This window comes from Escherichia sp. E.sYA108 (assembly GCF_011754335.1).
GTDB classification, from domain to species: Bacteria; Pseudomonadota; Gammaproteobacteria; order Enterobacterales; family Enterobacteriaceae; genus Escherichia; species Escherichia coli.
Window position 1 is genome coordinate 4787580 of record NZ_JAAQVZ010000001.1, and the last position, 23677, is coordinate 4811256.

Sequence of the window (23677 nt, forward strand, 5' to 3'; positions counted from 1 at the left end):
ATCGCTCCTTAGCGGTGATACTGTTCAGACAAGCGATGCACTGCCTCCACAAACACGCCTGCATGTTCTGGCGGCACATCCTGATGAATGCCGTGACCAAGGTTAAAGACATGGCCTTCGCCGTGACCGAAACCGGCAAGTATAGACGCCACTTCTTCTTCAATGCGGGCAGGCGGCGCGTACAGCATCGACGGGTCCATATTACCCTGCAGCGCGACTTTATTGCCCACGCGACGGCGCGCATCGGCGATGTCCGTTGTCCAGTCGAGGCCCAGCGCATCGCAACCGGTTTCTGCCATCGCTTCCAGCCACTGTCCACCGCCTTTAGTAAACAGCGTGACTGGTACGCGGCGACCGTCGTTTTCACGCAGTAAACCATCAACAATTTTATGCATGTAATAGAGCGAGAACTGTTGATAATCGCGCCCGGTAAGCACGCCGCCCCAGGTGTCGAAAATCATGACTGCCTGAGCACCGGCTTTAATCTGCGCATTCAGATACAAAGTGACGCTTTTCGCCAGTTTATCGAGTAGCGCGTGCAGCGCCTGTGGATCGGCATACATCATTTTTTTGATCACGGTGAACGCTTTGCTGCTGCCGCCTTCCACCATGTAGGTCGCCAGCGTCCACGGGCTGCCGGAAAAACCAATCAGCGGCACTTCGCCTTTCAGTTCGCGACGAATGGTACGCACCGCGTTCATCACGTAACCCAGCTCATCTTCCGGGTCCGGAATTGGCAGTTTATCGACATCGGCTTTGCAGGTGACTGGCGAGGTAAAACGCGGACCTTCTCCGGCTTCAAAATAGAGCCCTAAACCCATCGCGTCTGGCACGGTGAGGATATCGGAAAAGAGGATCGCCGCATCCAGCGGATAGCGACGCAGCGGTTGCAAAGTCACTTCGCACGCCAGCTCGGCATTTTTGCACAGCGACATAAAATCGCCCGCCTGGGCGCGCGTGGCTTTATATTCCGGTAGATAGCGACCCGCCTGGCGCATCATCCATACTGGAGTGACATCAACGGGCTGGCGCAGCAGCGCCCGCAGATAACGATCGTTTTTAAGTTCGGTCATTTTGGCTGTTCCTTAGTGCGTCAGGCGGTCAGTGTATCATCACTCATACTCTGCCCGACACATCGCCACTGTATCTTCTATCAGACGGCGCGCTACGGTGCCGGGCGGCGGGAGTAACGGCAAATCGTCATAGCGATACCAGTTCGCCTCAAGCAATTCTTTCGGGTCGATCACGATCTCGCCGCTGTCATATTCCGCCATAAACGCGGTCATTAAAGACTGAGGAAACGGCCACGGTTGGGAGGTCACGTAACGCAAGTTTTTAACTTTAATTCCGCTCTCTTCCATCACTTCCCGCGCGACTGCCTGCTCGAGGGTTTCACCCACTTCGACGAATCCGGCAAGTACTGTATGGACACCGTTACGATGGCGGGTATGCTGGGCGAGGAGGATCGAATCATCGCGACGGATGGCAACAATAATGCAGGGGGCGATTTGCGGGTAGTAACGCTCACGGCAATGGCTGCACAGCATCGCCCATTCGGTTTTGCTTGGATACATTTCATGCCCGCAGTAACCACAGTATTTATGCGATCGGTAAAACTCCGCCAGTTGCACGCCACGTCCGGCCAGTTGAAACAGCCCAACATCGAGATCAATGACCTGACGTACCGACCCCATATCGTGACGCCGCTGCAGTTGTACTAACCAAACAGGTTCCCCCTGCCATTCGCCGATTTGTAGTGCGCGCTGACCCACAAGATCGAAATTTGCCGCTTCGCCATATGGCAATTCTCCCTTCGGCAACCATAATTTTTGTTCATGGCTGACGACCCACCAGCCGTGATCTAATTTTTCAATTATACGATCCATAGCTCTTGCACTACCTTTGCATCACTGGCATGTTTAACATGGTTTTTACATTTCTCACAGAGCAGTTTTTGAATACAAACTTGCGGAGTCAATCATGCTTAACCAGCTCGATAACCTGACGGAGCGCGTCAGAGGAAGTAACAAACTGGTTGATCGCTGGCTACATGTACGTAAGCATCTGCTCGTGGCTTACTACAATCTGGTTGGCATTAAGCCTGGCAAAGAATCGTACATGAGGCTAAACGAAAAAGCCCTTGATGATTTTTGTCAGAGCCTGGTCGATTACTTGTCTGCCGGACATTTCAGTATTTATGAGCGCATTCTTCATAAGCTGGAAGGCAATGGGCAACTCGCACGCGCCGCGAAGATTTGGCCACAACTCGAAGCCAATACTCAACAGATTATGGATGACTACGATTCCAGTCTGGAAACCGCCATCGATCATGATAATTACCTTGAGTTTCAACAGGTTTTATCTGACATCGGCGAGGCACTGGAAGCGCGCTTTGTGCTGGAAGATAAGCTGATTCTACTGGTGCTTGACGCCGCCCGCGTCAAACATCCTGCTTGAGTTCTGCGCTGTTAACGCGTAATTTACATTCAACGCCCCGTTTGTGGGGCTAATTTCTTGTCGGAGTGCCTTAACTGGCTGAGACCGTTTATTCGGGATCCGCGGAACCTGATCAGGCTAATACCTGCGAAGGGAACAAGAGTTAATCTGCTATCGCATCGCCTTTGCGGCGATCGTCTCTTGCTTCATCCGTCGTCTGACAAGCCACGTCCTTAACTTTTTGGAACGAGCTATGTCTGCAACAAAACTGACCCGCCGCGAACAACGCGCCCAGGCCCAACATTTTATCGATACCCTGGAAGGCTCCGCCTTTCCCAACTCAAAACGCATTTACATCACTGCCACACAACCCGGCGTGCGCGTGCCGATGCGTGAGATCCAGCTTAGCCCGACGCTAATCGGCGGTAGCAAAGAACAACCGCAGTACGAAGAAAACGAAGCGATTCCGGTCTACGACACCTCCGGTCCGTATGGCGATCCGCAGATCGCCATTAACGTGCAGCAAGGGCTGGCAAAACTACGCCAGCCGTGGATCGATGCGCGCGGCGATACCGAAGAACTTACCGTGCGCAGTTCCGATTACACAAAAGCGCGGCTGGCAGATGATGGCCTCGACGAGCTGCGTTTTAGCGGCGTATTAACGCCAAAACGCGCCAAAGCAGGACGCCGCGTCACCCAACTGCACTACGCCCGCCAGGGTATCATCACACCCGAAATGGAATTCATCGCCATTCGCGAGAATATGGGTCGCGAGCGCATACGGAGCGAAGTTTTACGCCACCAGCATCCGGGAATGAGCTTTGGCGCACGTCTGCCGGAAAATATCACTGCGGAATTTGTCCGTGATGAAGTTGCTGCCGGACGTGCGATTATCCCGGCCAACATTAATCATCCGGAATCGGAGCCGATGATTATTGGCCGTAACTTCCTGGTAAAAGTTAACGCCAATATCGGCAACTCAGCGGTCACTTCTTCCATCGAAGAAGAAGTGGAAAAACTGGTATGGTCCACACGCTGGGGAGCGGATACCGTGATGGATCTTTCCACTGGTCGCTATATTCACGAAACCCGCGAGTGGATTTTGCGTAACAGCCCGGTGCCGATCGGTACAGTGCCGATCTACCAGGCACTGGAGAAGGTGAACGGGATCGCTGAAGATCTTACCTGGGAAGTCTTCCGCGACACCCTGCTGGAACAAGCCGAGCAAGGTGTGGATTACTTCACGATCCATGCGGGGGTGCTGCTGCGCTACGTGCCGATGACCGCGAAACGCCTGACCGGTATCGTCTCTCGCGGCGGTTCGATTATGGCGAAATGGTGCCTCTCCCATCATCAGGAAAATTTCCTCTATCAACACTTCCGCGAAATTTGTGAAATCTGTGCTGCTTATGACGTTTCGCTATCGCTGGGCGACGGCCTGCGCCCCGGTTCTATTCAGGACGCCAACGATGAAGCACAGTTTGCCGAGCTGCATACGCTGGGTGAACTGACTAAAATCGCCTGGGAATATGACGTACAGGTGATGATTGAAGGCCCAGGCCACGTGCCGATGCAGATGATTCGCCGCAATATGACCGAGGAGTTAGAGCACTGCCACGAAGCGCCATTTTACACTCTGGGGCCGCTAACTACCGATATCGCGCCGGGCTATGACCACTTCACGTCAGGGATTGGCGCGGCGATGATTGGCTGGTTTGGTTGTGCAATGCTCTGCTACGTAACGCCGAAAGAGCATCTGGGCCTGCCAAATAAAGAAGATGTTAAACAGGGGCTTATCACCTATAAGATTGCCGCTCACGCCGCCGACCTGGCGAAAGGGCATCCGGGCGCGCAAATTCGCGATAACGCCATGTCGAAAGCCCGCTTCGAATTTCGCTGGGAAGACCAGTTTAATCTGGCCCTCGACCCGTTTACTGCCCGCGCTTATCACGATGAAACCCTGCCGCAAGAGTCCGGTAAAGTCGCCCATTTTTGCTCCATGTGTGGACCGAAATTCTGCTCGATGAAAATCAGCCAGGAAGTGCGTGATTACGCCGCCGCGCAAACCATTGAAGTGGGAATGGCGGATATGTCGGAGAACTTCCGCGCCAGAGGCGGAGAAATCTACCTGCGTAAGGAGGAAGCGTGATGTATCAGCCTGAGTTTCCTCCTGTACCCTTTCGTTTAGGACTGTACCCGGTGGTTGACAGCGTACAGTGGATCGAACGTCTGTTGGATGCAGGCGTACGTACTCTCCAGCTACGCATCAAAGATCAGCGCGATGAAGAGGTGGAAGCCGATGTCGTGGCGGCAATTGCGCTGGGCCGCCGCTATAACGCGCGATTGTTTATTAATGATTACTGGCGACTGGCGATCAAGCATCAGGCATACGGCGTCCATCTGGGGCAGGAAGATTTGCAAGCCACCGATCTCAGCACCATCCGCGCGGCAGGTCTGCGACTGGGCGTTTCGACACATGATGATATGGAAATCGACGTCGCGCTGGCAGCACGCCCTTCTTATATCGCGCTGGGACATGTGTTCCCGACGCAAACCAAACAGATGCCTTCCGCACCCCAGGGGCTGGAACAGCTGGCACGGCATGTTGAGCGCCTGGCGGATTATCCCACCGTGGCGATTGGCGGTATCAGTCTGGCGCGCGCGCCTGCGGTGATAGCAACGGGTGTCGGCAGTATCGCCGTCGTCAGCGCCATTACTCAAGCCGCAGACTGGCGTTTGGCAACGGCACAGCTGCTGGAAATTGCAGGAGTTGGCGATGAATGACCGTGACTTTATGCGTTATAGCCGCCAAATCCTGCTCGACGATATCGCTCTGGACGGGCAGCAAAAACTGCTCGACAGCCAGGTGCTGATTATTGGTCTTGGCGGTCTGGGTACACCTGCTGCGCTATACCTGGCGGGGGCTGGCGTCGGGACGCTGGTACTGGCAGATGACGACGATGTGCATTTAAGCAATCTGCAACGACAAATCCTCTTTACCACTGAAGATATCGATCTCCCGAAATCACAGGTCAGCCAACAGCGACTGACACAGTTGAATCCCGACATTCAACTGATGGCATTACAACAACGATTAACGGGTGAGACGTTAAAAGATGCGGTTGCACAAGCCGATGTGGTGCTCGACTGTACTGACAATATGGCGACTCGCCAGGAGATTAATGCCACCTGCGTGGCACTCAACACGCCGCTTATCACCGCCAGCGCGGTCGGATTTGGCGGTCAGTTGATGGTACTGACGCCGCCCTGGGAGCAGGGGTGTTACCGCTGCCTGTGGCCAGATAACCAGGAGCCAGAACGCAACTGCCGCACGGCGGGCGTGGTTGGCCCGGTGGTCGGGGTTATGGGCACTTTACAGGCCCTGGAAGCCATTAAGTTATTAAGCGGTATAGAGACGCCTGCGGGAGAACTCCGACTGTTCGACGGTAAGTCGAGCCAGTGGCGCAGCCTGGCTTTGCGCCGCGCCAGTGGTTGCCCGGTATGCGGAGGAAGCAATGCAGATCCTGTTTAACGATCAACCGATGCAGTGTGTCGCCGGACTAACTGTTCACGAACTGCTGGAGCAACTCGATCAACAACAAGCAGGTGCGGCACTGGCGATTAATCAGCAAATCGTCCCGCGGGAACAATGGGCGCAACATATCGTGCAGGATGGCGACCAGATCCTGCTTTTTCAGGTTATTGCAGGGGGTTGAGATGTTACATATTGCGGACAAAACGTTTGATTCACATCTGTTTACCGGCACCGGAAAATTCGCCTCTTCACAACTGATGGTGGAGTCTATTCGCGCTTCCGGCAGCCAACTGGTGACGCTGGCGATGAAACGTGTCGACTTGCGCCAGCACAACGACGCTATCCTCGAACCGCTTATCGCGGCGGGTGTGACCCTGCTGCCGAATACTTCCGGGGCGAAAACCGCGGAAGAAGCCATTTTCGCCGCCCATCTGGCACGTGAAGCGTTAGGCACAAACTGGCTAAAATTAGAGATTCACCCTGACGCCCGCTGGCTGTTGCCCGATCCCATCGAAACCCTGAAAGCCGCCGAAACGCTGGTACAACAGGGATTTGTCGTGCTGCCTTACTGCGGGGCCGATCCGGTATTGTGTAAACGTCTGGAAGAAGTCGGCTGTGCAGCGGTGATGCCGCTCGGCGCGCCGATTGGCTCGAATCAGGGACTGGAAACCCGCGCCATGCTGGAGATTATTATCCAACAGGCCACTGTTCCGGTGGTTGTCGATGCTGGCATCGGTGTTCCCAGCCATGCCGCGCAGGCACTGGAAATGGGGGCCAATGCGGTGTTAGTGAATACGGCGATTGCCGTCGCGGACGATCCCGTCAACATGGCGAAGGCATTTCGCCTGGCGGTAGAAGCAGGCCTGCTGGCACGTCAGGCCGGACCGGGCAGCCGCAGTCATTTTGCTCATGCCACCAGCCCGCTGACCGAATTTCTGGAGGCATCGGCATGAAAACCTTCAGCGATCGCTGGCGACAACTGGACTGGGACGACATTCGCCTGCGTATCAACAGCAAAACGGCTGCTGACGTAGAGCGGGCGCTAAATGCCTCGCAACTCACCCGCGACGATATGATGGCATTGCTATCACCTGCCGCCAGTGAATACCTGGAACCACTGGCTCAACGGGCGCAGCGTCTGACCCGTCAGCGATTTGGCAACGTCGTCAGCTTCTACGTCCCGCTTTATCTTTCCAATCTTTGCGCTAACGACTGCACGTACTGCGGATTTTCCATGAGCAATCGCATCAAGCGCAAAACGCTGGATGAAGCGGATATTGCCAGGGAAAGCGCCGCTATACGGGAGATGGGCTTTGAACATCTGCTATTAGTCACTGGTGAACATCAGGCGAAAGTGGGGATGGATTACTTTCGTCGTCATCTCCCTGCCCTGCGTGAACAGTTCTCTTCACTACAGATGGAAGTGCAACCGCTGGCGGAGACGGAATACGCCGAGTTAAAGCAACTAGGTCTGGATGGCGTGATGGTTTATCAGGAGACATATCACGAGGCGACTTATGCCCGCCATCATCTGAAAGGTAAAAAACAGGACTTCTTCTGGCGGCTGGAAACGCCGGATCGGCTAGGGCGTGCGGGGATTGATAAGATAGGCCTCGGCGCGCTAATCGGCCTTTCCGACAACTGGCGAGTTGACTGCTATACGGTTGCCGAACATTTGCTATGGCTGCAACAGCATTACTGGCAAAGCCGCTACTCTGTCTCCTTCCCACGCCTGCGTCCATGTACTGGCAGCATTGAGCCTGCGTCGATTATGGATGAACGCCAGTTAGTGCAAGCCATCTGCGCTTTCCGGCTGCTTGCACCGGAGATTGAACTGTCACTCTCCACGCGGGAATCACCGTGGTTTCGCGATCGCGTAATTCCGCTGGCAATTAATAACGTCAGCGCTTTTTCGAAAACGCAGCCAGGTGGCTATGCCGACAACCACCCCGAGCTGGAACAGTTCTCACCGCACGACGATCGCAGACCGGAAGCGGTTGCTGCCGCGTTAACCGCTCAGGGTTTGCAGCCGGTATGGAAAGACTGGGACAGCTATCTGGGACGCCCATCGCAAAGGCCATGAGACAGAATGTAAGAACGTAAATTTATTCCGAGCAGCTCCGGAAGATGAAAAACGCAAGGTTGTTGAAAGCGTTGTGTTTTTTTATGGTAGTCCCGTCAACAGGAATGTTGTCCAGGGCGAAAAGCTTCTTCCTCGTTTCGCCCTGCCTTTCTTAATATTTCCCGTGAAGACTTTGCCCTCTGAATAACACCCATAAAAAAACCCGCCGAAGCGGGTTTTTACGTTATTTGCGGATTAACGATTACTCGTTATCAGAACCGCCCAGACCTGCGTTCAGCAGTTCTGCCAGGCTGGCAGATGCGTCTTCTGCAGTCACCTGCGGTGCAGCCGGAGCTTCACCCGCAGCACGGCGACGCATACGATCCTGGTGGTACGCATAACCGGTACCTGCCGGGATCAGACGACCCACGATAACGTTCTCTTTCAGGCCGCGCAGTTCGTCGCGTTTGCCCGCAACGGCTGCTTCGGTCAGCACGCGAGTGGTCTCCTGGAACGATGCCGCGGAGATGAAGGACTCGGTTGCCAGAGACGCTTTGGTGATACCCAGCAGATCGCGGGAGTAAGTTGCACCCACTTTGCCGTTCGCTTCCAGTTCGCGGTTTGCGATCTTGACGCGAGAGTATTCAACCTGTTCACCTTCCAGGAAGTCGGAGCTGCCCGCGTTAACGATGGTAGCTTTACGCAGCATCTGACGAACGATAACTTCGATGTGTTTATCGTTAATCTTAACGCCCTGCAGACGGTATACGTCCTGTACTTCGTTAACGATGTAACGAGTCACAGCATGAACACCACGCAGACGCAGAATGTCGTGCGGCGCTTCCGGACCGTCGGAAATTACGTCACCACGTTCTACACGTTCACCTTCGAACACGTTGAGCTGACGCCATTTCGGAATCATCTCTTCGTACGGATCGCTACCGTCTACCGGGGTGATAACCAGACGACGTTTACCTTTGGTTTCTTTACCGAAGGAAACGATACCGCTGATTTCAGCCAGGATTGCCGGCTCTTTCGGACGACGTGCTTCGAACAGGTCCGCAACGCGCGGCAGACCACCGGTGATGTCCTTGGTACCGCCGGATTCCTGCGGAATACGCGCCAGGGTGTCACCAGAGCTGATCTGTACGCCATCTTCCAGCTGAACAATCGCTTTACCCGGCAGGAAGTACTGCGCAGGCATATCGGTACCCGGGATCAGAACGTCGTTACCCTGAGCATCAACGATTTTCAGTGCCGGACGCAGATCTTTACCACCTGCGGTACGTTCTGCAGAATCCAGAACCACCAGCGAAGACAGACCTGTCAATTCGTCGGTCTGACGAGTAATGGTCTGGCCGTCGATCATGTCAGTAAAGCGTACAAAACCGCTTACTTCGGTGATAACCGGCATGGTGTGCGGGTCCCAGTTTGCAACGGTTTCGCCGCCAGCAACCTGTTCGCCATCGCCTTTCGCCAGTACCGCACCGTAAGGTACTTTGTAGCTTTCTTTGGTACGACCGAATTCGTCGATCAGTTTCAGTTCGGTGTTACGGGAAGTGATAACCAGTTTACCGCTGGAGTTCACAACCGACTTCACGTTGCTGAGCTTGATGCTACCTTTGTTTTTCACCTGGATGCTGGATTCAGCAGCCGCACGAGATGCCGCACCACCGATGTGGAACGTACGCATGGTCAGCTGTGTACCCGGTTCACCGATGGACTGTGCCGCGATAACACCGATTGCTTCACCTTTGTTGATGATGTGGCCACGCGCCAGGTCACGACCGTAGCAGTGCGCACATACACCAAAGTCGGTGTCACAAGATACAACAGAACGTACTTTAACCGCGTCGACAGAGTTCTCTTCCAGCAGGTCACACCACTGTTCGTGCAGCAGCGTGTTGCGCGGAACGAGGATATCAGCAGTACCCGGCTTCAGAACGTCTTCAGCAGTTACACGACCCAATACGCGATCGCGCAGCGGCTCTTTAACGTCACCACCCTCGATAACCGGAGTCATCATGATACCTTCATGGGTACCACAATCGTCTTCGGTAACCACCAGGTCCTGCGCCACGTCAACCAGACGACGAGTCAGGTAACCGGAGTTCGCAGTTTTCAGTGCGGTATCCGCCAGACCTTTACGAGCACCGTGGGTGGAGATGAAGTACTGGAGTACGTTCAGACCTTCACGGAAGTTCGCGGTGATTGGTGTTTCGATGATGGAGCCATCCGGCTTCGCCATCAGACCACGCATACCAGCAAGCTGACGAATCTGTGCCGCAGAACCACGCGCACCGGAGTCGGCCATCATGTAGATGCTGTTGAAGGAAACCTGCTTCTCTTCCTGACCGTCACGGTTAATAACGGTTTCAGTTTGCAGGTTATCCATCATCGCTTTGGATACACGATCGTTCGCCGCAGCCCAGATATCGATAACTTTGTTGTAGCGTTCGCCCGCAGTTACCAGACCAGACTGGAACTGCTCCTGAATTTCAGCAACTTCTGCTTCTGCCTCGGAGATGATTTCGTGTTTCTTCTCCGGGATGACCATGTCATCGATACCAACAGATGCACCAGAACGCGCTGCATATGCAAAGCCGGTATACATGATCTGGTCCGCAAAAATAACGGTCGGTTTCAGACCGAGAATGCGGTAGCAGGTGTTCAGCATTTTGGAGATTGCTTTTTTACCCAGCGCCTGGTTGACGATGGTGTAAGGCAGACCTTTCGGTACAATCATCCACAGAATGGCACGGCCAACAGTCGTGTCTTTCAGGCTGGTTTTCGCCACTAATTCACCGTTAGCATCTTTTTCATACTCGGTGATACGCACTTTAACGCGCGCATGCAGAGAAGCCAGACCAGAGCGATACAGACGTTCTGCTTCTTTCGGGCCAGTCAGCACCATGCCTTCGCCTTTGGCGTTAACACAGTCGCGGGTCATGTAGTACAGACCCAGTACAACGTCCTGAGACGGAACGATGATTGGTTCGCCGTTCGCCGGGGACAGGATGTTGTTGGTAGACATCATCAGCGCACGCGCTTCGAGCTGGGCTTCCAGCGTCAGCGGTACGTGAACGGCCATCTGGTCACCATCGAAGTCGGCGTTATATGCCGCACAAACCAGCGGGTGCAGCTGGATAGCTTTACCTTCGATCAGTACCGGTTCAAATGCCTGGATACCCAGACGGTGCAGAGTCGGTGCACGGTTCAGCAGTACCGGGTGTTCGCGGATAACTTCGTCCAGGATATCCCAAACGACAGCTTCTTCGCGCTCAACCATTTTCTTCGCAGCTTTGATGGTGGTAGCAAGACCACGCAGTTCCAGCTTGCCGTAGATGAACGGTTTGAACAGCTCCAGCGCCATTTTCTTCGGCAGACCGCACTGATGCAGACGCAGGTATGGACCTACGGTGATTACAGAACGACCGGAGTAGTCAACACGCTTACCGAGCAGGTTCTGACGGAAACGACCCTGTTTACCTTTGATCATGTCGGCCAAAGATTTCAGAGGACGCTTGTTAGAACCGGTGATTGCACGACCGCGACGACCGTTATCCAGCAGGGCGTCTACCGCTTCCTGCAGCATACGTTTTTCGTTACGTACGATGATATCCGGCGCAGCCAGGTCCAGCAGTCGTTTCAGACGGTTGTTACGGTTAATGACGCGACGATACAGATCGTTCAGGTCAGAAGTCGCGAAACGACCACCATCCAGCGGAACCAGCGGACGCAGATCTGGCGGCAGTACCGGCAGAACGGTCAGGATCATCCACTCTGGTTTGTTACCAGACTGAACGAACGCTTCCAGCAGTTTGATACGCTTGGTCAGCTTTTTACGCTTGGTTTCGGAGTTGGTTTCGTTCAGCTCTTCACGCAGCTGTTCGCACTCTTGCTCCAGATCCATGCTCTTCAGCAGGGCCTGGATTGCTTCCGCACCCATCTTCGCGTCGAATTCGTCACCGAACTCTTCCAGCGCGTCCAGATACTGCTCTTCAGTCAGGATCTGCTGACGCTCCAGGTTGGTCATACCACCTTCGATAACCACATAGGATTCGAAGTACAGTACACGTTCGATATCGCGCAGCGGCATATCGAGCAGCAGGCCGATACGGGACGGCAGCGATTTCAGGAACCAGATGTGCGCAGTCGGGGAAGCCAGTTCGATGTGGCCCATACGCTCACGGCGTACTTTAGTCTGGGTCACTTCAACGCCGCACTTCTCACAGATGACGCCACGGTGTTTCAGGCGCTTGTACTTACCGCACAGGCACTCGTAATCTTTTACCGGCCCAAAGATACGGGCGCAGAAAAGGCCGTCACGTTCTGGTTTGAACGTACGGTAGTTGATGGTTTCCGGCTTTTTAACTTCACCGAAAGACCATGAACGGATCATGTCTGGCGAAGCCAGAGCAATTTTGATCGCATCAAACTCTTCGGTTTTAGTCTGCGCTTTCAGAAACTTTAATAAATCTTTCACGGATTTGCTCCCGTCGGAGTTAGCACAATCCGCTGCCGGGTTTTACCCCGACAGCAGTGACCTGTTTGAGCGAGAATTACTCGTCTTCCAGTTCGATGTTGATACCCAGCGAACGAATCTCTTTCAACAATACGTTGAAGGATTCTGGCATGCCCGGCTCCATCTGATGGTTGCCGTCCACGATGTTTTTATACATCTTAGTACGACCGTTCACGTCATCAGACTTAACGGTGAGCATTTCCTGCAGGGTGTATGCTGCGCCATATGCTTCCAGCGCCCACACTTCCATCTCCCCGAAACGCTGACCACCGAACTGTGCCTTACCACCCAGCGGCTGCTGAGTAACCAGGCTATAAGAACCGGTGGAACGCGCGTGCATCTTGTCGTCGACCAGGTGGTTCAGTTTCAGCATGTACATGTAACCAACGGTTACCGGACGCTCGAACTGTTCACCAGTGCGACCGTCGTACAGGCGGATCTGACCAGAAGTCGGCAGGTCGCCAAGTTTCAGCAGCTCTTTAATTTCTGCTTCTTTCGCACCGTCGAAGACCGGCGTTGCGATTGGCATACCTTTGCGCAGGTTTTCAGCCAGACGCATAACTTCTTCATCGCTGAAGGTACTCAGGTCAACTTTCTGACGAACGTCAGCGCCCAGATCGTACGCACGCTGGATGAATTCGCGCAGTTTCGCGACTTCTTGCTGCTGTTTCAGCATGGCGTTGATCTTGTCGCCGATACCTTTCGCAGCCATACCCAGGTGGGTTTCGAGGATCTGACCAATGTTCATACGAGACGGTACGCCCAGCGGGTTCAGTACGATGTCTACCGGAGTACCGTTTTCATCGTAAGGCATATCTTCGATCGGGTTGATCTTAGAAATTACACCCTTGTTACCATGACGGCCTGCCATCTTGTCACCAGGCTGGATACGGCGTTTAACCGCCAGATATACCTTAACAATCTTCAGCACGCCCGGTGCCAGATCGTCGCCCTGGGTGATTTTGCGGCGTTTCGCTTCGAGTTTCTTCTCGAACTCGTGTTTCAGTTCGTCATACTGCTCAGCCAGCTGTTCCAGCTGATTTTGTTTCTCTTCGTCGGTCAGGCCCAGCTCCAGCCAGCGATCGCGCGGCAGTTTGTCGAGCTTCTCAGCTTCAACGCCACCGGCTACCAGCACAGCACGGATACGGCTGAACAGACCCGCTTCGAGGATCTGCAGTTCTTCAGACAGGTCTTTCTTCGCCTGTTTGAGCTGCATTTCTTCGATTTCCAGCGCACGTTTGTCTTTTTCTACGCCATCGCGAGTAAAGACCTGAACGTCGATAACCGTACCGGATACACCGTTTGGTACGCGCAGAGAAGAGTCTTTAACGTCAGACGCTTTCTCACCGAAGATCGCACGCAGCAGTTTTTCTTCTGGGGTCAGCTGAGTTTCGCCTTTCGGCGTTACCTTACCAACCAGAATGTCGCCACCGGTCACTTCCGCACCAATGTAAACGATACCGGATTCATCCAGTTTGGAGAGCGCAGCTTCACCCACGTTCGGGATGTCAGCGGTGATCTCTTCTGGCCCCAGCTTGGTGTCACGGGACACACACGCCAGTTCCTGAATGTGGATGGTGGTGAAACGGTCTTCCTGAACAACACGCTCGGATACGAGGATGGAGTCTTCGAAGTTGTAACCATTCCACGGCATGAACGCTACGCGCATGTTCTGACCAAGCGCCAGTTCACCGAGGTCGGTGGACGGACCGTCTGCCAGCACGTCGCCACGTTCAACCGGTTCACCCAGAGACACACACGGCATCTGGTTAATACAGGTGTTCTGGTTAGAACGGGTGTATTTGGTCAGGTTGTAGATGTCGATACCTGCTTCACCCGGATACATCTCGTCTTCGTTAACTTTGATTACGATACGGGAAGCATCCACGTACTGAACGACACCACCACGTTTAGCAACCGCAGTTACACCGGAGTCAACGGCAACAGCACGTTCCATACCCGTACCAACCAGCGGCTTATCAGCACGCAGAGTCGGAACGGCCTGACGTTGCATGTTCGCACCCATCAATGCACGGTTGGCGTCATCGTGTTCCAGGAACGGGATCAGGGACGCACCGACGGATACCACCTGCTGGGTGGATACGTCCATGTAGTCAACCTGGTCGCGGCTGAACAAGCTGGATTCGCCTTTGCTACGGCAAGTTACCAGGTCTTCTACGAAGTGGCCTTCTTCATCCAGGTTGGAGTTCGCCTGGGCGATAACGTAGTTGCCTTCTTCGATAGCAGACAGATAGTGAATTTCGTCAGTTACAACACCGTCGGTCACTTTACGATACGGAGTCTCAAGGAAGCCGTATTCGTTAGTCTGTGCGTACACGGACAGGGAGTTGATCAGACCGATGTTCGGACCTTCAGGGGTTTCGATTGGACATACGCGACCGTAGTGAGTCGGGTGTACGTCTCGAACTTCGAAGCCTGCACGTTCACGGGTCAGACCGCCTGGGCCAAGTGCCGAGATACGACGTTTGTGCGTAATCTCAGACAGCGGGTTGTTCTGGTCCATAAACTGAGACAGCTGGCTGGAACCGAAGAACTCTTTCACTGCTGCGGAAATCGGCTTGGCGTTGATCATATCCTGAGGCATCAGGGTATCCAGATCGCCCAGAGACAGACGCTCTTTCACCGCACGCTCTACACGTACCAGGCCAACGCGGAACTGGTTTTCCGCCATTTCGCCAACAGAACGGATACGACGGTTGCCGAGGTGGTCGATATCATCGACTTCGCCTTTACCGTTACGGATATCGATGAGCTTTTTCATAACATCAATGATGTCGTCTTTGCTCAGGATACCGGAACCTTCGATTTCTTCGCGCAGCAGAGAACGGTTGAACTTCATACGACCAACCGCAGACAAGTCATAGCGGTCTTCGGAGAAGAACAGGTTCTCGAACAGGCTTTCAGCAGCTTCACGAGTCGGCGGCTCGCCAGGGCGCATCATACGGTAGATTTCTACCAGTGCGCTCAGACGGTCGTTAGTTGGGTCGACACGTAAGGTTTCAGAGATATATGGGCCGTGATCCAGATCGTTGGTGAACAGCGTTTCGATACGCTTATGACCAGACTGGCTCAGCTTAGCCAGCAGATCCAGGCTCAGCTCCATGTTCGCTGCGCAGATCAGCTCGCCGGTAGACTCATCAATGTAGTCTTTAGCAACCACTTTACCTGCGATGTACTCAACCGGGACTTCGATCAGCTTGACGTCGTCTTTTTCCAGCTGGCGAATATGGCGCGCAGTAATGCGGCGGCCTTTTTCTACGTACACTTTACCGTTAGCTTCGATGTCAAAAGATGCGGTTTCACCACGCAGGCGTTCCGGCACCAGTTCCATCTGCAGCTTGTTATCACGGATTTCAAAGATAACTTTTTCAAAGAACAGGTCGAGGATCTGCTCTGTGGTGTAGTTCAGGGCACGCAGAATGATGGTCGCAGGTAGTTTACGGCGACGGTCGATACGTACGAACAGGTTGTCCTTCGGATCGAATTCGAAGTCCAGCCAGGAACCACGGTAAGGGATGATGCGCGCGTTATACAGCACCTTACCCGAAGAGTGGGTTTTACCTTTGTCGGAGTCAAAAAAGACCCCCGGACTACGGTGCAGCTGGGAAACGATAACACGCTCAGTACCGTTGATAACAAAGGTACCGTTGTCCGTCATGAGCGGAATTTCGCCCATGTAGACTTCTTGTTCTTTAATGTCTTTTACGGTGCCTTCCGGCGCTTCGCGCTCATAGATCACCAGACGCAGTTTAACGCGCAGCGGTGCGGAATAGGTCACGCCACGGATTTGACATTCCTGGACGTCAAACACCGGTTCGCCAAGGCGGTAGCTGACGTATTGCAGCTCGGAATTACCGCTGTAGCTCTGAATCGGGAATACGGAACGGAAAGCAGCTTCCAGACCATACTGCCCTTCAGGATCTTGCTCGATAAATTTCTGAAACGAGTCAAGCTGGATAGAAAGGAGATAAGGTACATCCAGAACTTGTGGACGTTTACCAAAATCCTTACGAATACGTTTTTTCTCGGTATAGGAGTAAACCATAGGGTTCCTCAGCTCGCTGACAAGTCGACCCATCTGTCCATTGAGCGGACAGTTTGTGCAACACTATTTTGTTGACCGGAAAATGGAACACTTTCCGCAATGCCTGTTGCTATCACGCTTAAACCATTTCATTGCGATTTACACAGAACGGGCGTCCTGTCGCAGTATATTAAGTCGTCGATAGAAACAAGCATTGAAAGGCACAGCAGTAGTCAAACAGTGTGAAACGCTACTGGCGCCTTACAGCGCAAAAAGGCTGGTGACTAAAAAGTCACCAGCCATCAGCCTGATTTCTCAGGCTGCAACCGGAAGGGTTGGCTTATTTAACTTCAACTTCAGCGCCAGCTTCTTCCAGAGCTTTTTTCAGTGCTTCTGCGTCGTCTTTGCTCACGCCTTCTTTCAGAGCAGCCGGTGCAGATTCAACCAGGTCTTTAGCTTCTTTCAGACCCAGGCCAGTTGCGCCACGTACTGCTTTGATAACAGCAACTTTGTTAGCGCCAGCAGCTTTCAGAATTACGTCGAATTCAGTTTTTTCTTCAGCAGCTTCAACCGGGCCAGCAGCTACAGCTACAGCAGCAGCAGCGGAAACACCGAATTTTTCTTCCATTGCAGAGATCAGTTCTACAACGTCCATTACAGACATAGCTGCAACTGCTTCAATGATTTGATCTTTAGTGATAGACATTTAAATTGTTCCTGAATATCAGAATAAGTTTATACGTAAGCGAATGCGTTAAAAAGATAACTGCGATTAAGCAGCTTCTTTCGCATCGCGTACAGCAGCCAGAGTACGAACCAGTTTGCCAGCCGAAGCTTCTTTCATGGTTGCCATCAGGCGTGCAATTGCTTCTTCGTAGGTCGGCAGAGTTGCCAGGCGGTCGATCTGAGACGCCGGGATCAGCTCACCTTCAAAGGCAGCGGCTTTGACCTCAAATTTTGCATTCGCTTTCGCGAACTCTTTGAACAGACGAGCAGCAGCGCCCGGGTGTTCCATAGAGTATGCAATCAGGGTCGGACCAACAAACGCGTCTTTCAGGCACTCGAACGGAGTACCTTCAACAGCACGGCGCAGCAGGGTGTTACGAACAACACGCATGTATACGCCAGCTTCGCGACCTGCTTTACGCAGTTCAGTCATTTTATCTACAGTTACGCCACGGGAATCCGCAACTACTGCAGACAGCGCGCCTTTGGCTACTTCGCTGACTTCAGCAACAATCGCTTGTTTGTCTTGAAGATTTAAAGCCATTAGCTTTGCTCCTGGATGTTTGCCAGAGAAAATCTCTGGAACTCACTTCACTCCTCCAAACGGAGAGAGCGTCTTAATTACGGTGAGCAGAAACAAGCCAGAATATAAAAGAATAATCTTAGCGTTCTGTCACCGTCTACGCAGGGGATTAAGTTTCTTGCGAAACTCCTGCGGTCTTCGACGGAGGCCTGGATAGGCCAGGCTCCAACGAACAAATCTTTTTAGCTGCTAACTTTCGTTAGCATACGTGGGGGTAAGATTGTAGACAAAATCACCGCCCACGTAAAGGCATTAGTTTACAGAAGCGCTCAGGCCAGCCTGGTCAACTGCAACACCTGCACCCATGGTGGTAGAGATGCTAACTTTCTTGATGTACACGCCTTTCGCCTGAGTCGGTTTTGCTTTTTTCAGCGCAACCAGCAGAGCTTCCAGGTTTTCTTTCAGTTTGTCAGCGTCAAAGTCCACTTTACCGATGGTGGTGTGGATGATGCCGTTTTTGTCGTTACGGTAACGAACCTGGCCAGCTTTAGCGTTTTTAACCGCTTCAGCAACGTTCGGCGTTACAGTACCCACTTTCGGGTTTGGCATCAGGCCGCGCGGACCCAGAACCTGGCCCAGCTGGCCAACAACGCGCATTGCATCCGGAGAAGCAATAACAACGTCAAAGTTCATTTCGCCTTTCTTGATCTGGTCAGCCAGATCTTCCATACCTACCAGTTCAGCACCTGCAGCTTTAGCAGCTTCAGCGTTTGCACCCTGGGTAAATACGGCTACGCGAACGGAACGGCCAGTACCGTGCGGCAGTACAGTTGCACCACGTACGTTCTGGTCAGATTTACGAGCGTCGATGCCGAGGTTAACAGCTACGTCCACGCTTTCTACGAATTTAGCAGTCGCCAGTTCTTTCAGCAGAGCGATAGCTTCGTTGATGTCGTACTGTTTGGTTGCATCAACTTTCTCGCGGATAACACGCATGCGCTTGGTCAGTTTAGCCATTTCTTAGTCCTCCACTACCAGGCCCATGGAACGTGCAGTACCTTCGATGGAGCGAGTCATCGCTTCAATGTCGGCACCAGTCATGTCGGCAGCTTTGGTCTGCGCGATTTCCTGCAGCTGAGCGCGGGAAATTTTACCCACTTTGTCTTTGTTCGGCTTACCGGAACCAGACTTGATACCAGCCGCTTTTTTCAGCAGAACTGCTGCCGGCGGAGTCTTGGTAACGAAAGTGAAAGAACGGTCAGCGTAAACAGTGATTACTACCGGAATCGGCAGACCTTTTTCGATGGAATCAGTTTTTGCGTTGAACGCTTTGCAGAATTCCATGATGTTTACGCCCTGCTGACCCAGAGCCGGACCTACTGGCGGACTCGGGTTAGCCATACCAGCTGCAACCTGCAGCTTGACATAGGCTTGTACTTTCTTAGCCATTATAAATTCCTCAAGTTGGGTAATAACGCCTCTGAGAGGCTCCCCGTGATATAAAAAATCGTTTTACGGGCAAGGCCCATAAAAACAAAAGGCGCGAAATTGTATTCCAATCTCGCGCCTTGTGCAACGATTAAATCGCCGCTTTTTTGATCGCTGAGTTAAGCTTTTTCAACCTGGCTGAAGTCCAGCTCTACAGGGGTCGCACGACCGAAGATAGAAACAGACACTTTCAGACGAGATTTCTCGTAATCAACTTCTTCAACAACGCCGTTGAAGTCAGCGAACGGACCATCATTAACACGGACCATTTCACCCGGTTCAAACAACGTTTTCGGACGCGGCTTATCACCAACCTGCTGCAGGCGGTTCATAATCGCATCGACTTCTTTATCGCTGATTGGCGCAGGACGATCGGAAGTACCGCCGATGAAGCCCATCACACGCGGTACGCTGCGCACCAGGTGCCAGCTCGCGTCGTTCATCACCATCTGAACGAGGACGTAGCCAGGGAAGAATTTACGTTCGCTTTTGCGACGCTGACCGCCACGGATTTCAACCACTTCTTCGGTTGGTACCATGACTTCACCAAACAACTCTTCCATGTTGTGTAATTTGATATGCTCACGCAGCGACGTTGCTACGCGGCCTTCAAAACCGGAAAACGCCTGAACGACGTACCAGCGCTTTTTAGGAGCTTCAGACATCTCAGAACCTCAGGCCAGTGATAAAGGATACCAGGCGAACCAGAATACCATCCAGTCCCCACAGGATCAGTGACATTACTGCGGTAACCGCAGCCACAATCAGCGTGGTGTGCAATGTTTCCTGGCGAGTCGGCCAAATGACCTTACGGACTTCGGTACGCGCTTCACGGGCAAAAGCAACGGTTGCTTTACCTTTTGTCGTTAACAGCGCGACACCACCCGCTGCAGCAATCAGAATTACTACGGCCAGCGCACGCAGCGGCAGCATAATGTCGCGATAAAGGTAGTTGCCGACAATCGCTACCAGGAGCAATGCCACCACAACGACCCACTTCATCGCTTCCAGGCCGCGCCCGCTTCCTTGAGCTTCGGTATTCGCACTCATAAACCAACCTGTCAGAAGTATTCTACAAACATTTTCACCCCGCGATCGCGAGGCAAACCAAATCGAAACGCGTATTAGCTTTTCGGATTATACGCCCTCAACAGAGCCTGTCTCAGCAATGATTATGACAAAGAAAATCACTGATGAGCCAGGTTCTGGTACGAAAGCGTGCAAAAAGGGCATCAAATGATGCCCTTTTAGTGCGCATTGCGTCAAATGTTATCGGCAATTAGCTCAGAACTTTTGCTACAACGCCCGCGCCAACGGTACGGCCGCCTTCACGGATTGCGAAACGCAGACCGTCGTCCATCGCGATCGGGTGGATCAGGGTAACAACCATTTTGATGTTGTCGCCCGGCATTACCATCTCTACACCTTCCGGCAGTTCGATGGTACCAGTCACGTCAGTAGTACGGAAGTAGAACTGCGGACGGTAGCCTTTGAAGAACGGAGTATGACGACCGCCTTCATCTTTGGACAGAATGTACACTTCAGATTCGAACTTGGTGTGCGGCTTGATGGTGCCCGGCTTAGCCAGTACCTGACCACGTTCGATTTCTTCACGTTTGATACCACGCAGCAGAACACCTACGTTCTCACCAGCACGGCCTTCGTCCAGCAGTTTGCGGAACATTTCAACGCCAGTACAGGTAGACTTCTGAGTCTCTTTGATACCAACGATTTCAACTTCTTCACCAACTTTGATGATACCGCGTTCTACACGACCGGTAACAACGGTACCACGACCGGAGATGGAGAATACGTCTTCGATCGGCAGCAGGAACGGCTTGTCAATCGCACGCTCTGGTTCCGGAATGTAGGAATCCAGGAAGCCAGCCAGTTCCAGGATTTTCGCTTCCCACTCTGCGTCGCCTTCCAGCGCTTTCAGAGCAGAACCACGAACGATCGGAGTGTCGTCGCCCGGGAAGTCGTACTGAGACAGAAGTTCACGAACTTCCATTTCAACCAGTTCCAGCAGCTCTTCGTCATCAACCATGTCGCATTTGTTCAGGAACACGATGATGTACGGAACGCCTACCTGACGACCCAGCAGGATGTGCTCACGAGTCTGCGGCATCGGGCCGTCAGTCGCAGCAACTACCAGGATCGCGCCGTCCATCTGAGCAGCACCGGTGATCATGTTTTTAACATAGTCGGCGTGCCCCGGGCAGTCTACGTGTGCGTAGTGACGGGTCGGGGTGTCATATTCAACGTGAGAAGTGTTGATGGTGATACCACGAGCTTTTTCTTCCGGCGCGTTATCGATCTGGTCGAATGCGCGAGCAGCACCGCCGTAGGTTTTAGCCAGTACGGTAGTGATTGCAGCGGTCAGCGTTGTTTTACCATGGTCAACGTGGCCGATAGTACCGACGTTAACGTGCGGTTTTGTACGTTCAAACTTTTCTTTAGACATCGATTGTCCCTCTAAGACACGGATAAATCGGTGATATCACCACATCAACCAGGCAACATGCCCGACTTGTTGAATGCAATAAACAGAAGGAAAAAACAGGGAGGAGAAAAGAAGTGGTGCTGATAGGCAGATTCGAACTGCCGACCTCACCCTTACCAAGGGTGCGCTCTACCAACTGAGCTATATCAGCACATCTTGGAGCGGGCAGCGGGAATCGAACCCGCATCATCAGCTTGGAAGGCTGAGGTAATAGCCATTATACGATGCCCGCATCCTGGAACTCGGCTACCTGATTTTCATTCTGCACTGAATATCGAGAGAAGCTCTCTTTATTCGAGCCGGTAAGCGAACTTATCGTCTCGGGCTACGCCATCGCGTGGCCGAAATTGGTGGTGGGGGAAGGATTCGAACCTTCGAAGTCTGTGACGGCAGATTTACAGTCTGCTCCCTTTGGCCGCTCGGGAACCCCACCGGACTTGATGGTGCCGACTACCGGAATCGAACTGGTGACCTACTGATTACAAGTCAGTTGCTCTACCTACTGAGCTAAGTCGGCATCAAGTAGCGCGCATTCTATGGAGACATGCGAGTTCATGCAACTAAAAAATTGCATAATTTGTTTTATTGGTCACATTTTATGCGACACGATGAAGAAACAGCCGAACGGAGGGCAGATTAGCACACTTTTTCAACATCATTGTGCTCAACAATGTGCTCCTGCTAAACCATAATTCTTTTTATCAGATGGAATATCTGTCACATTGCTTTTCAACGATAGCTTCCTGGGAGAGATTTTTTCTTATTATTCCTCCCCATCTGGTGTTACCCTCCTGCCCATTAACCCATTCAACAGAACTGTGACGCGCCATGGCAAATATCGCTTTGCCGATAGAGCTATGACCGCCAGAAACATGCTTATGAGTATAAAAGAGCAAACGTTAATGACGCCTTACCTACAGTTTGACCGCAACCAGTGGGCAGCTCTGCGTGATTCCGTACCTATGACGTTATCGGAAGATGAGATCGCCCGTCTCAAAGGTATTAATGAAGATCTCTCGTTAGAAGAAGTTGCCGAGATCTATTTACCTCTGTCACGTTTGCTGAACTTCTATATAAGCTCGAATCTGCGCCGTCAGGCAGTTCTGGAACAGTTTCTTGGTACCAACGGGCAACGCATTCCTTACATTATCAGTATTGCTGGTAGTGTCGCGGTGGGGAAAAGTACAACCGCCCGTGTATTGCAGGCGCTATTAAGCCGTTGGCCGGAACATCGTCGTGTTGAACTGATCACTACAGATGGCTTCCTTCACCCTAATCAGGTTCTGAAAGAACGTGGTCTGATGAAGAAGAAAGGCTTCCCGGAATCGTATGATATGCATCGCCTGGTGAAGTTTGTTTCCGATCTCAAATCCGGCGTGCCAAACGTTACAGCCCCTGTTTACTCGCATCTTATTTATGATGTGATCCCGGATGGAGATAAAACTGTTGTTCAGCCTGATATTTTAATTCTTGAAGGGTTAAATGTCTTACAGAGCGGGATGGATTATCCACACGATCCACATCATGTATTTGTTTCTGATTTTGTCGATTTTTCGATATATGTTGATGCACCGGAAGACTTACTTCAGACGTGGTATATCAACCGTTTTCTGAAATTCCGCGAAGGGGCTTTTACAGACCCGGATTCCTATTTTCATAACTACGCGAAATTAACTAAAGAAGAAGCTATTAAGACTGCCATGACATTGTGGAAAGAGATCAACTGGCTGAACTTAAAGCAAAATATTCTACCTACTCGCGAGCGTGCCAGTTTAATCCTGACGAAAAGTGCTAATCATGCAGTAGAAGAGGTCAGACTACGCAAATAATTTAA

The 23677-nt window shown here is 52.5% G+C and carries 19 protein-coding genes, 4 tRNA genes and 1 riboswitch; of the genes, 8 read left to right on the forward strand and 15 right to left on the reverse strand.

Features of this window, described 5'->3' with window-relative positions; all coding sequences use genetic code 11:
• Positions 1-8: 8 nt before the first annotated feature.
• Both hemE and nudC read right to left on the reverse strand, forming a co-directional pair.
• Positions 9-1073 (reverse strand): uroporphyrinogen decarboxylase, encoded by a 1065-nt coding sequence (hemE, locus tag HBM92_RS22910; protein ID WP_000137653.1) that lies wholly within the window; start codon positions 1071-1073, stop codon positions 9-11.
• A 39-nt stretch (positions 1074-1112) separates the two neighbouring features.
• Complete coding sequence (gene nudC / locus HBM92_RS22915; protein WP_000373936.1) at positions 1113-1886, reverse strand: NAD(+) diphosphatase; 774 nt, start codon at positions 1884-1886, stop codon at positions 1113-1115.
• Between the two features lie 94 nt (positions 1887-1980).
• Between nudC and rsd the strand changes: the two genes are divergently transcribed.
• From rsd to thiH, 7 genes are all read left to right on the forward strand, one after another.
• Positions 1981-2457 (forward strand): sigma D regulator, encoded by a 477-nt coding sequence (gene rsd, locus HBM92_RS22920; RefSeq protein ID WP_000934299.1) that lies wholly within the window; start codon positions 1981-1983, stop codon positions 2455-2457.
• A gap of 51 nt (positions 2458-2508) precedes the next feature.
• Positions 2509-2609: riboswitch (TPP riboswitch) on the forward strand.
• An 80-nt stretch (positions 2610-2689) separates the two neighbouring features.
• A complete protein-coding gene (thiC, locus tag HBM92_RS22925; protein ID WP_001305321.1) occupies positions 2690-4585 on the forward strand; it encodes a phosphomethylpyrimidine synthase ThiC in 1896 nt (631 codons plus the stop codon).
• Positions 4585-5220, forward strand: a complete 636-nt coding sequence (gene thiE / locus HBM92_RS22930) for a thiamine phosphate synthase (RefSeq protein ID WP_001305322.1) — start codon at positions 4585-4587, stop codon at positions 5218-5220. The genes thiC and thiE overlap by 1 nt, the downstream gene beginning before the upstream one ends.
• On the forward strand, positions 5213-5968 hold the full coding sequence (thiF, locus tag HBM92_RS22935) for a thiazole biosynthesis adenylyltransferase ThiF (RefSeq protein WP_001305323.1): 756 nt from the start codon (positions 5213-5215) through the stop codon (positions 5966-5968). Before thiE ends, thiF begins: the two co-directional genes overlap by 8 nt.
• The gene (gene thiS / locus HBM92_RS22940) at positions 5952-6152 is read left to right on the forward strand and encodes a sulfur carrier protein ThiS (RefSeq protein ID WP_001166248.1); all 201 of its coding nucleotides are present in this window, start codon (positions 5952-5954) and stop codon (positions 6150-6152) included. Before thiF ends, thiS begins: the two co-directional genes overlap by 17 nt.
• A gap of 1 nt (position 6153) precedes the next feature.
• Entirely contained in the window at positions 6154-6924 is a 771-nt protein-coding gene (thiG, locus tag HBM92_RS22945; RefSeq protein ID WP_000902352.1) for a thiazole synthase, read from the forward strand.
• Complete coding sequence (gene thiH, locus HBM92_RS22950) at positions 6921-8054, forward strand: 2-iminoacetate synthase ThiH (RefSeq protein ID WP_000847471.1); 1134 nt, start codon at positions 6921-6923, stop codon at positions 8052-8054. The genes thiG and thiH overlap by 4 nt, the downstream gene beginning before the upstream one ends.
• A gap of 241 nt (positions 8055-8295) precedes the next feature.
• On the opposite strand, the gene rpoC is transcribed toward thiH, so the two are convergent.
• From rpoC to HBM92_RS23015, 13 genes are all read right to left on the reverse strand, one after another.
• On the reverse strand, positions 8296-12519 hold the full coding sequence (gene rpoC, locus HBM92_RS22955) for a DNA-directed RNA polymerase subunit beta' (RefSeq protein WP_000653952.1): 4224 nt from the start codon (positions 12517-12519) through the stop codon (positions 8296-8298).
• A 76-nt stretch (positions 12520-12595) separates the two neighbouring features.
• Positions 12596-16624, reverse strand: a complete 4029-nt coding sequence (gene rpoB / locus HBM92_RS22960) for a DNA-directed RNA polymerase subunit beta (protein WP_000263098.1) — start codon at positions 16622-16624, stop codon at positions 12596-12598.
• 319 nt (positions 16625-16943) lie between these two features.
• Positions 16944-17309 carry a 50S ribosomal protein L7/L12 gene (gene rplL / locus HBM92_RS22965; protein WP_000028878.1) on the reverse strand — a complete coding sequence of 122 codons (366 nt, stop codon included), beginning with the start codon at positions 17307-17309 and terminating at the stop codon, positions 16944-16946.
• Positions 17310-17375: 66 nt separating this feature from the next.
• The gene (rplJ, locus tag HBM92_RS22970) at positions 17376-17873 is read right to left on the reverse strand and encodes a 50S ribosomal protein L10 (RefSeq protein ID WP_001207201.1); all 498 of its coding nucleotides are present in this window, start codon (positions 17871-17873) and stop codon (positions 17376-17378) included.
• Positions 17874-18164: 291 nt separating this feature from the next.
• On the reverse strand, positions 18165-18869 hold the full coding sequence (gene rplA / locus HBM92_RS22975; RefSeq protein ID WP_001096684.1) for a 50S ribosomal protein L1: 705 nt from the start codon (positions 18867-18869) through the stop codon (positions 18165-18167).
• 3 nt (positions 18870-18872) lie between these two features.
• Positions 18873-19301 carry a 50S ribosomal protein L11 gene (gene rplK / locus HBM92_RS22980; protein WP_001085926.1) on the reverse strand — a complete coding sequence of 143 codons (429 nt, stop codon included), beginning with the start codon at positions 19299-19301 and terminating at the stop codon, positions 18873-18875.
• Positions 19302-19459: 158 nt separating this feature from the next.
• Positions 19460-20005 (reverse strand): transcription termination/antitermination protein NusG, encoded by a 546-nt coding sequence (nusG, locus tag HBM92_RS22985; RefSeq protein WP_001287521.1) that lies wholly within the window; start codon positions 20003-20005, stop codon positions 19460-19462.
• A gap of 1 nt (position 20006) precedes the next feature.
• On the reverse strand, positions 20007-20390 hold the full coding sequence (gene secE, locus HBM92_RS22990; RefSeq protein WP_001275702.1) for a preprotein translocase subunit SecE: 384 nt from the start codon (positions 20388-20390) through the stop codon (positions 20007-20009).
• Between the two features lie 229 nt (positions 20391-20619).
• Positions 20620-21804, reverse strand: a complete 1185-nt coding sequence (gene tuf, locus HBM92_RS22995) for an elongation factor Tu (RefSeq protein WP_000031784.1) — start codon at positions 21802-21804, stop codon at positions 20620-20622.
• 114 nt (positions 21805-21918) lie between these two features.
• A tRNA-Thr gene (locus HBM92_RS23000) sits at positions 21919-21994 on the reverse strand.
• Positions 21995-22000: 6 nt separating this feature from the next.
• A tRNA-Gly gene (locus HBM92_RS23005) sits at positions 22001-22075 on the reverse strand.
• Positions 22076-22191: 116 nt separating this feature from the next.
• Positions 22192-22276: transfer RNA gene (locus HBM92_RS23010), tRNA-Tyr, on the reverse strand.
• Between the two features lie 8 nt (positions 22277-22284).
• Positions 22285-22360: transfer RNA gene (locus tag HBM92_RS23015), tRNA-Thr, on the reverse strand.
• Positions 22361-22721: 361 nt separating this feature from the next.
• On the opposite strand from HBM92_RS23015, the gene coaA reads away from it, so the two are divergent.
• Positions 22722-23672, forward strand: coding sequence for a type I pantothenate kinase (coaA, locus tag HBM92_RS23020; protein ID WP_000023081.1), 951 nt, complete (start codon positions 22722-22724; stop codon positions 23670-23672).
• Positions 23673-23677: the final 5 nt, after the last annotated feature.

Excerpts from the sequence above, each read along its gene's own strand:
- hemE (WP_000137653.1), bottom strand. The coding sequence starts at position 1,073 with ATGACCGAACTTAAAAACGATCGTTATCTGCGGGCGCTGCTGCGCCAG.
- nudC (WP_000373936.1), bottom strand. The coding sequence starts at position 1,886 with ATGGATCGTATAATTGAAAAATTAGATCACGGCTGGTGGGTCGTCAGC.
- rsd (WP_000934299.1), top strand. The coding sequence starts at position 1,981 with ATGCTTAACCAGCTCGATAACCTGACGGAGCGCGTCAGAGGAAGTAAC.
- thiC (WP_001305321.1), top strand. The coding sequence starts at position 2,690 with ATGTCTGCAACAAAACTGACCCGCCGCGAACAACGCGCCCAGGCCCAA.
- thiE (WP_001305322.1), top strand. The coding sequence starts at position 4,585 with ATGTATCAGCCTGAGTTTCCTCCTGTACCCTTTCGTTTAGGACTGTAC.
- thiF (WP_001305323.1), top strand. The coding sequence starts at position 5,213 with ATGAATGACCGTGACTTTATGCGTTATAGCCGCCAAATCCTGCTCGAC.
- thiS (WP_001166248.1), top strand. The coding sequence starts at position 5,952 with ATGCAGATCCTGTTTAACGATCAACCGATGCAGTGTGTCGCCGGACTA.
- thiG (WP_000902352.1), top strand. The coding sequence starts at position 6,154 with ATGTTACATATTGCGGACAAAACGTTTGATTCACATCTGTTTACCGGC.
- thiH (WP_000847471.1), top strand. The coding sequence starts at position 6,921 with ATGAAAACCTTCAGCGATCGCTGGCGACAACTGGACTGGGACGACATT.
- rpoB (WP_000263098.1), bottom strand. The coding sequence starts at position 16,624 with ATGGTTTACTCCTATACCGAGAAAAAACGTATTCGTAAGGATTTTGGT.
- rplL (WP_000028878.1), bottom strand. The coding sequence starts at position 17,309 with ATGTCTATCACTAAAGATCAAATCATTGAAGCAGTTGCAGCTATGTCT.
- rplJ (WP_001207201.1), bottom strand. The coding sequence starts at position 17,873 with ATGGCTTTAAATCTTCAAGACAAACAAGCGATTGTTGCTGAAGTCAGC.
- rplA (WP_001096684.1), bottom strand. The coding sequence starts at position 18,869 with ATGGCTAAACTGACCAAGCGCATGCGTGTTATCCGCGAGAAAGTTGAT.
- rplK (WP_001085926.1), bottom strand. The coding sequence starts at position 19,301 with ATGGCTAAGAAAGTACAAGCCTATGTCAAGCTGCAGGTTGCAGCTGGT.
- nusG (WP_001287521.1), bottom strand. The coding sequence starts at position 20,005 with ATGTCTGAAGCTCCTAAAAAGCGCTGGTACGTCGTTCAGGCGTTTTCC.
- secE (WP_001275702.1), bottom strand. The coding sequence starts at position 20,390 with ATGAGTGCGAATACCGAAGCTCAAGGAAGCGGGCGCGGCCTGGAAGCG.
- tuf (WP_000031784.1), bottom strand. The coding sequence starts at position 21,804 with ATGTCTAAAGAAAAGTTTGAACGTACAAAACCGCACGTTAACGTCGGT.
- coaA (WP_000023081.1), top strand. The coding sequence starts at position 22,722 with ATGAGTATAAAAGAGCAAACGTTAATGACGCCTTACCTACAGTTTGAC.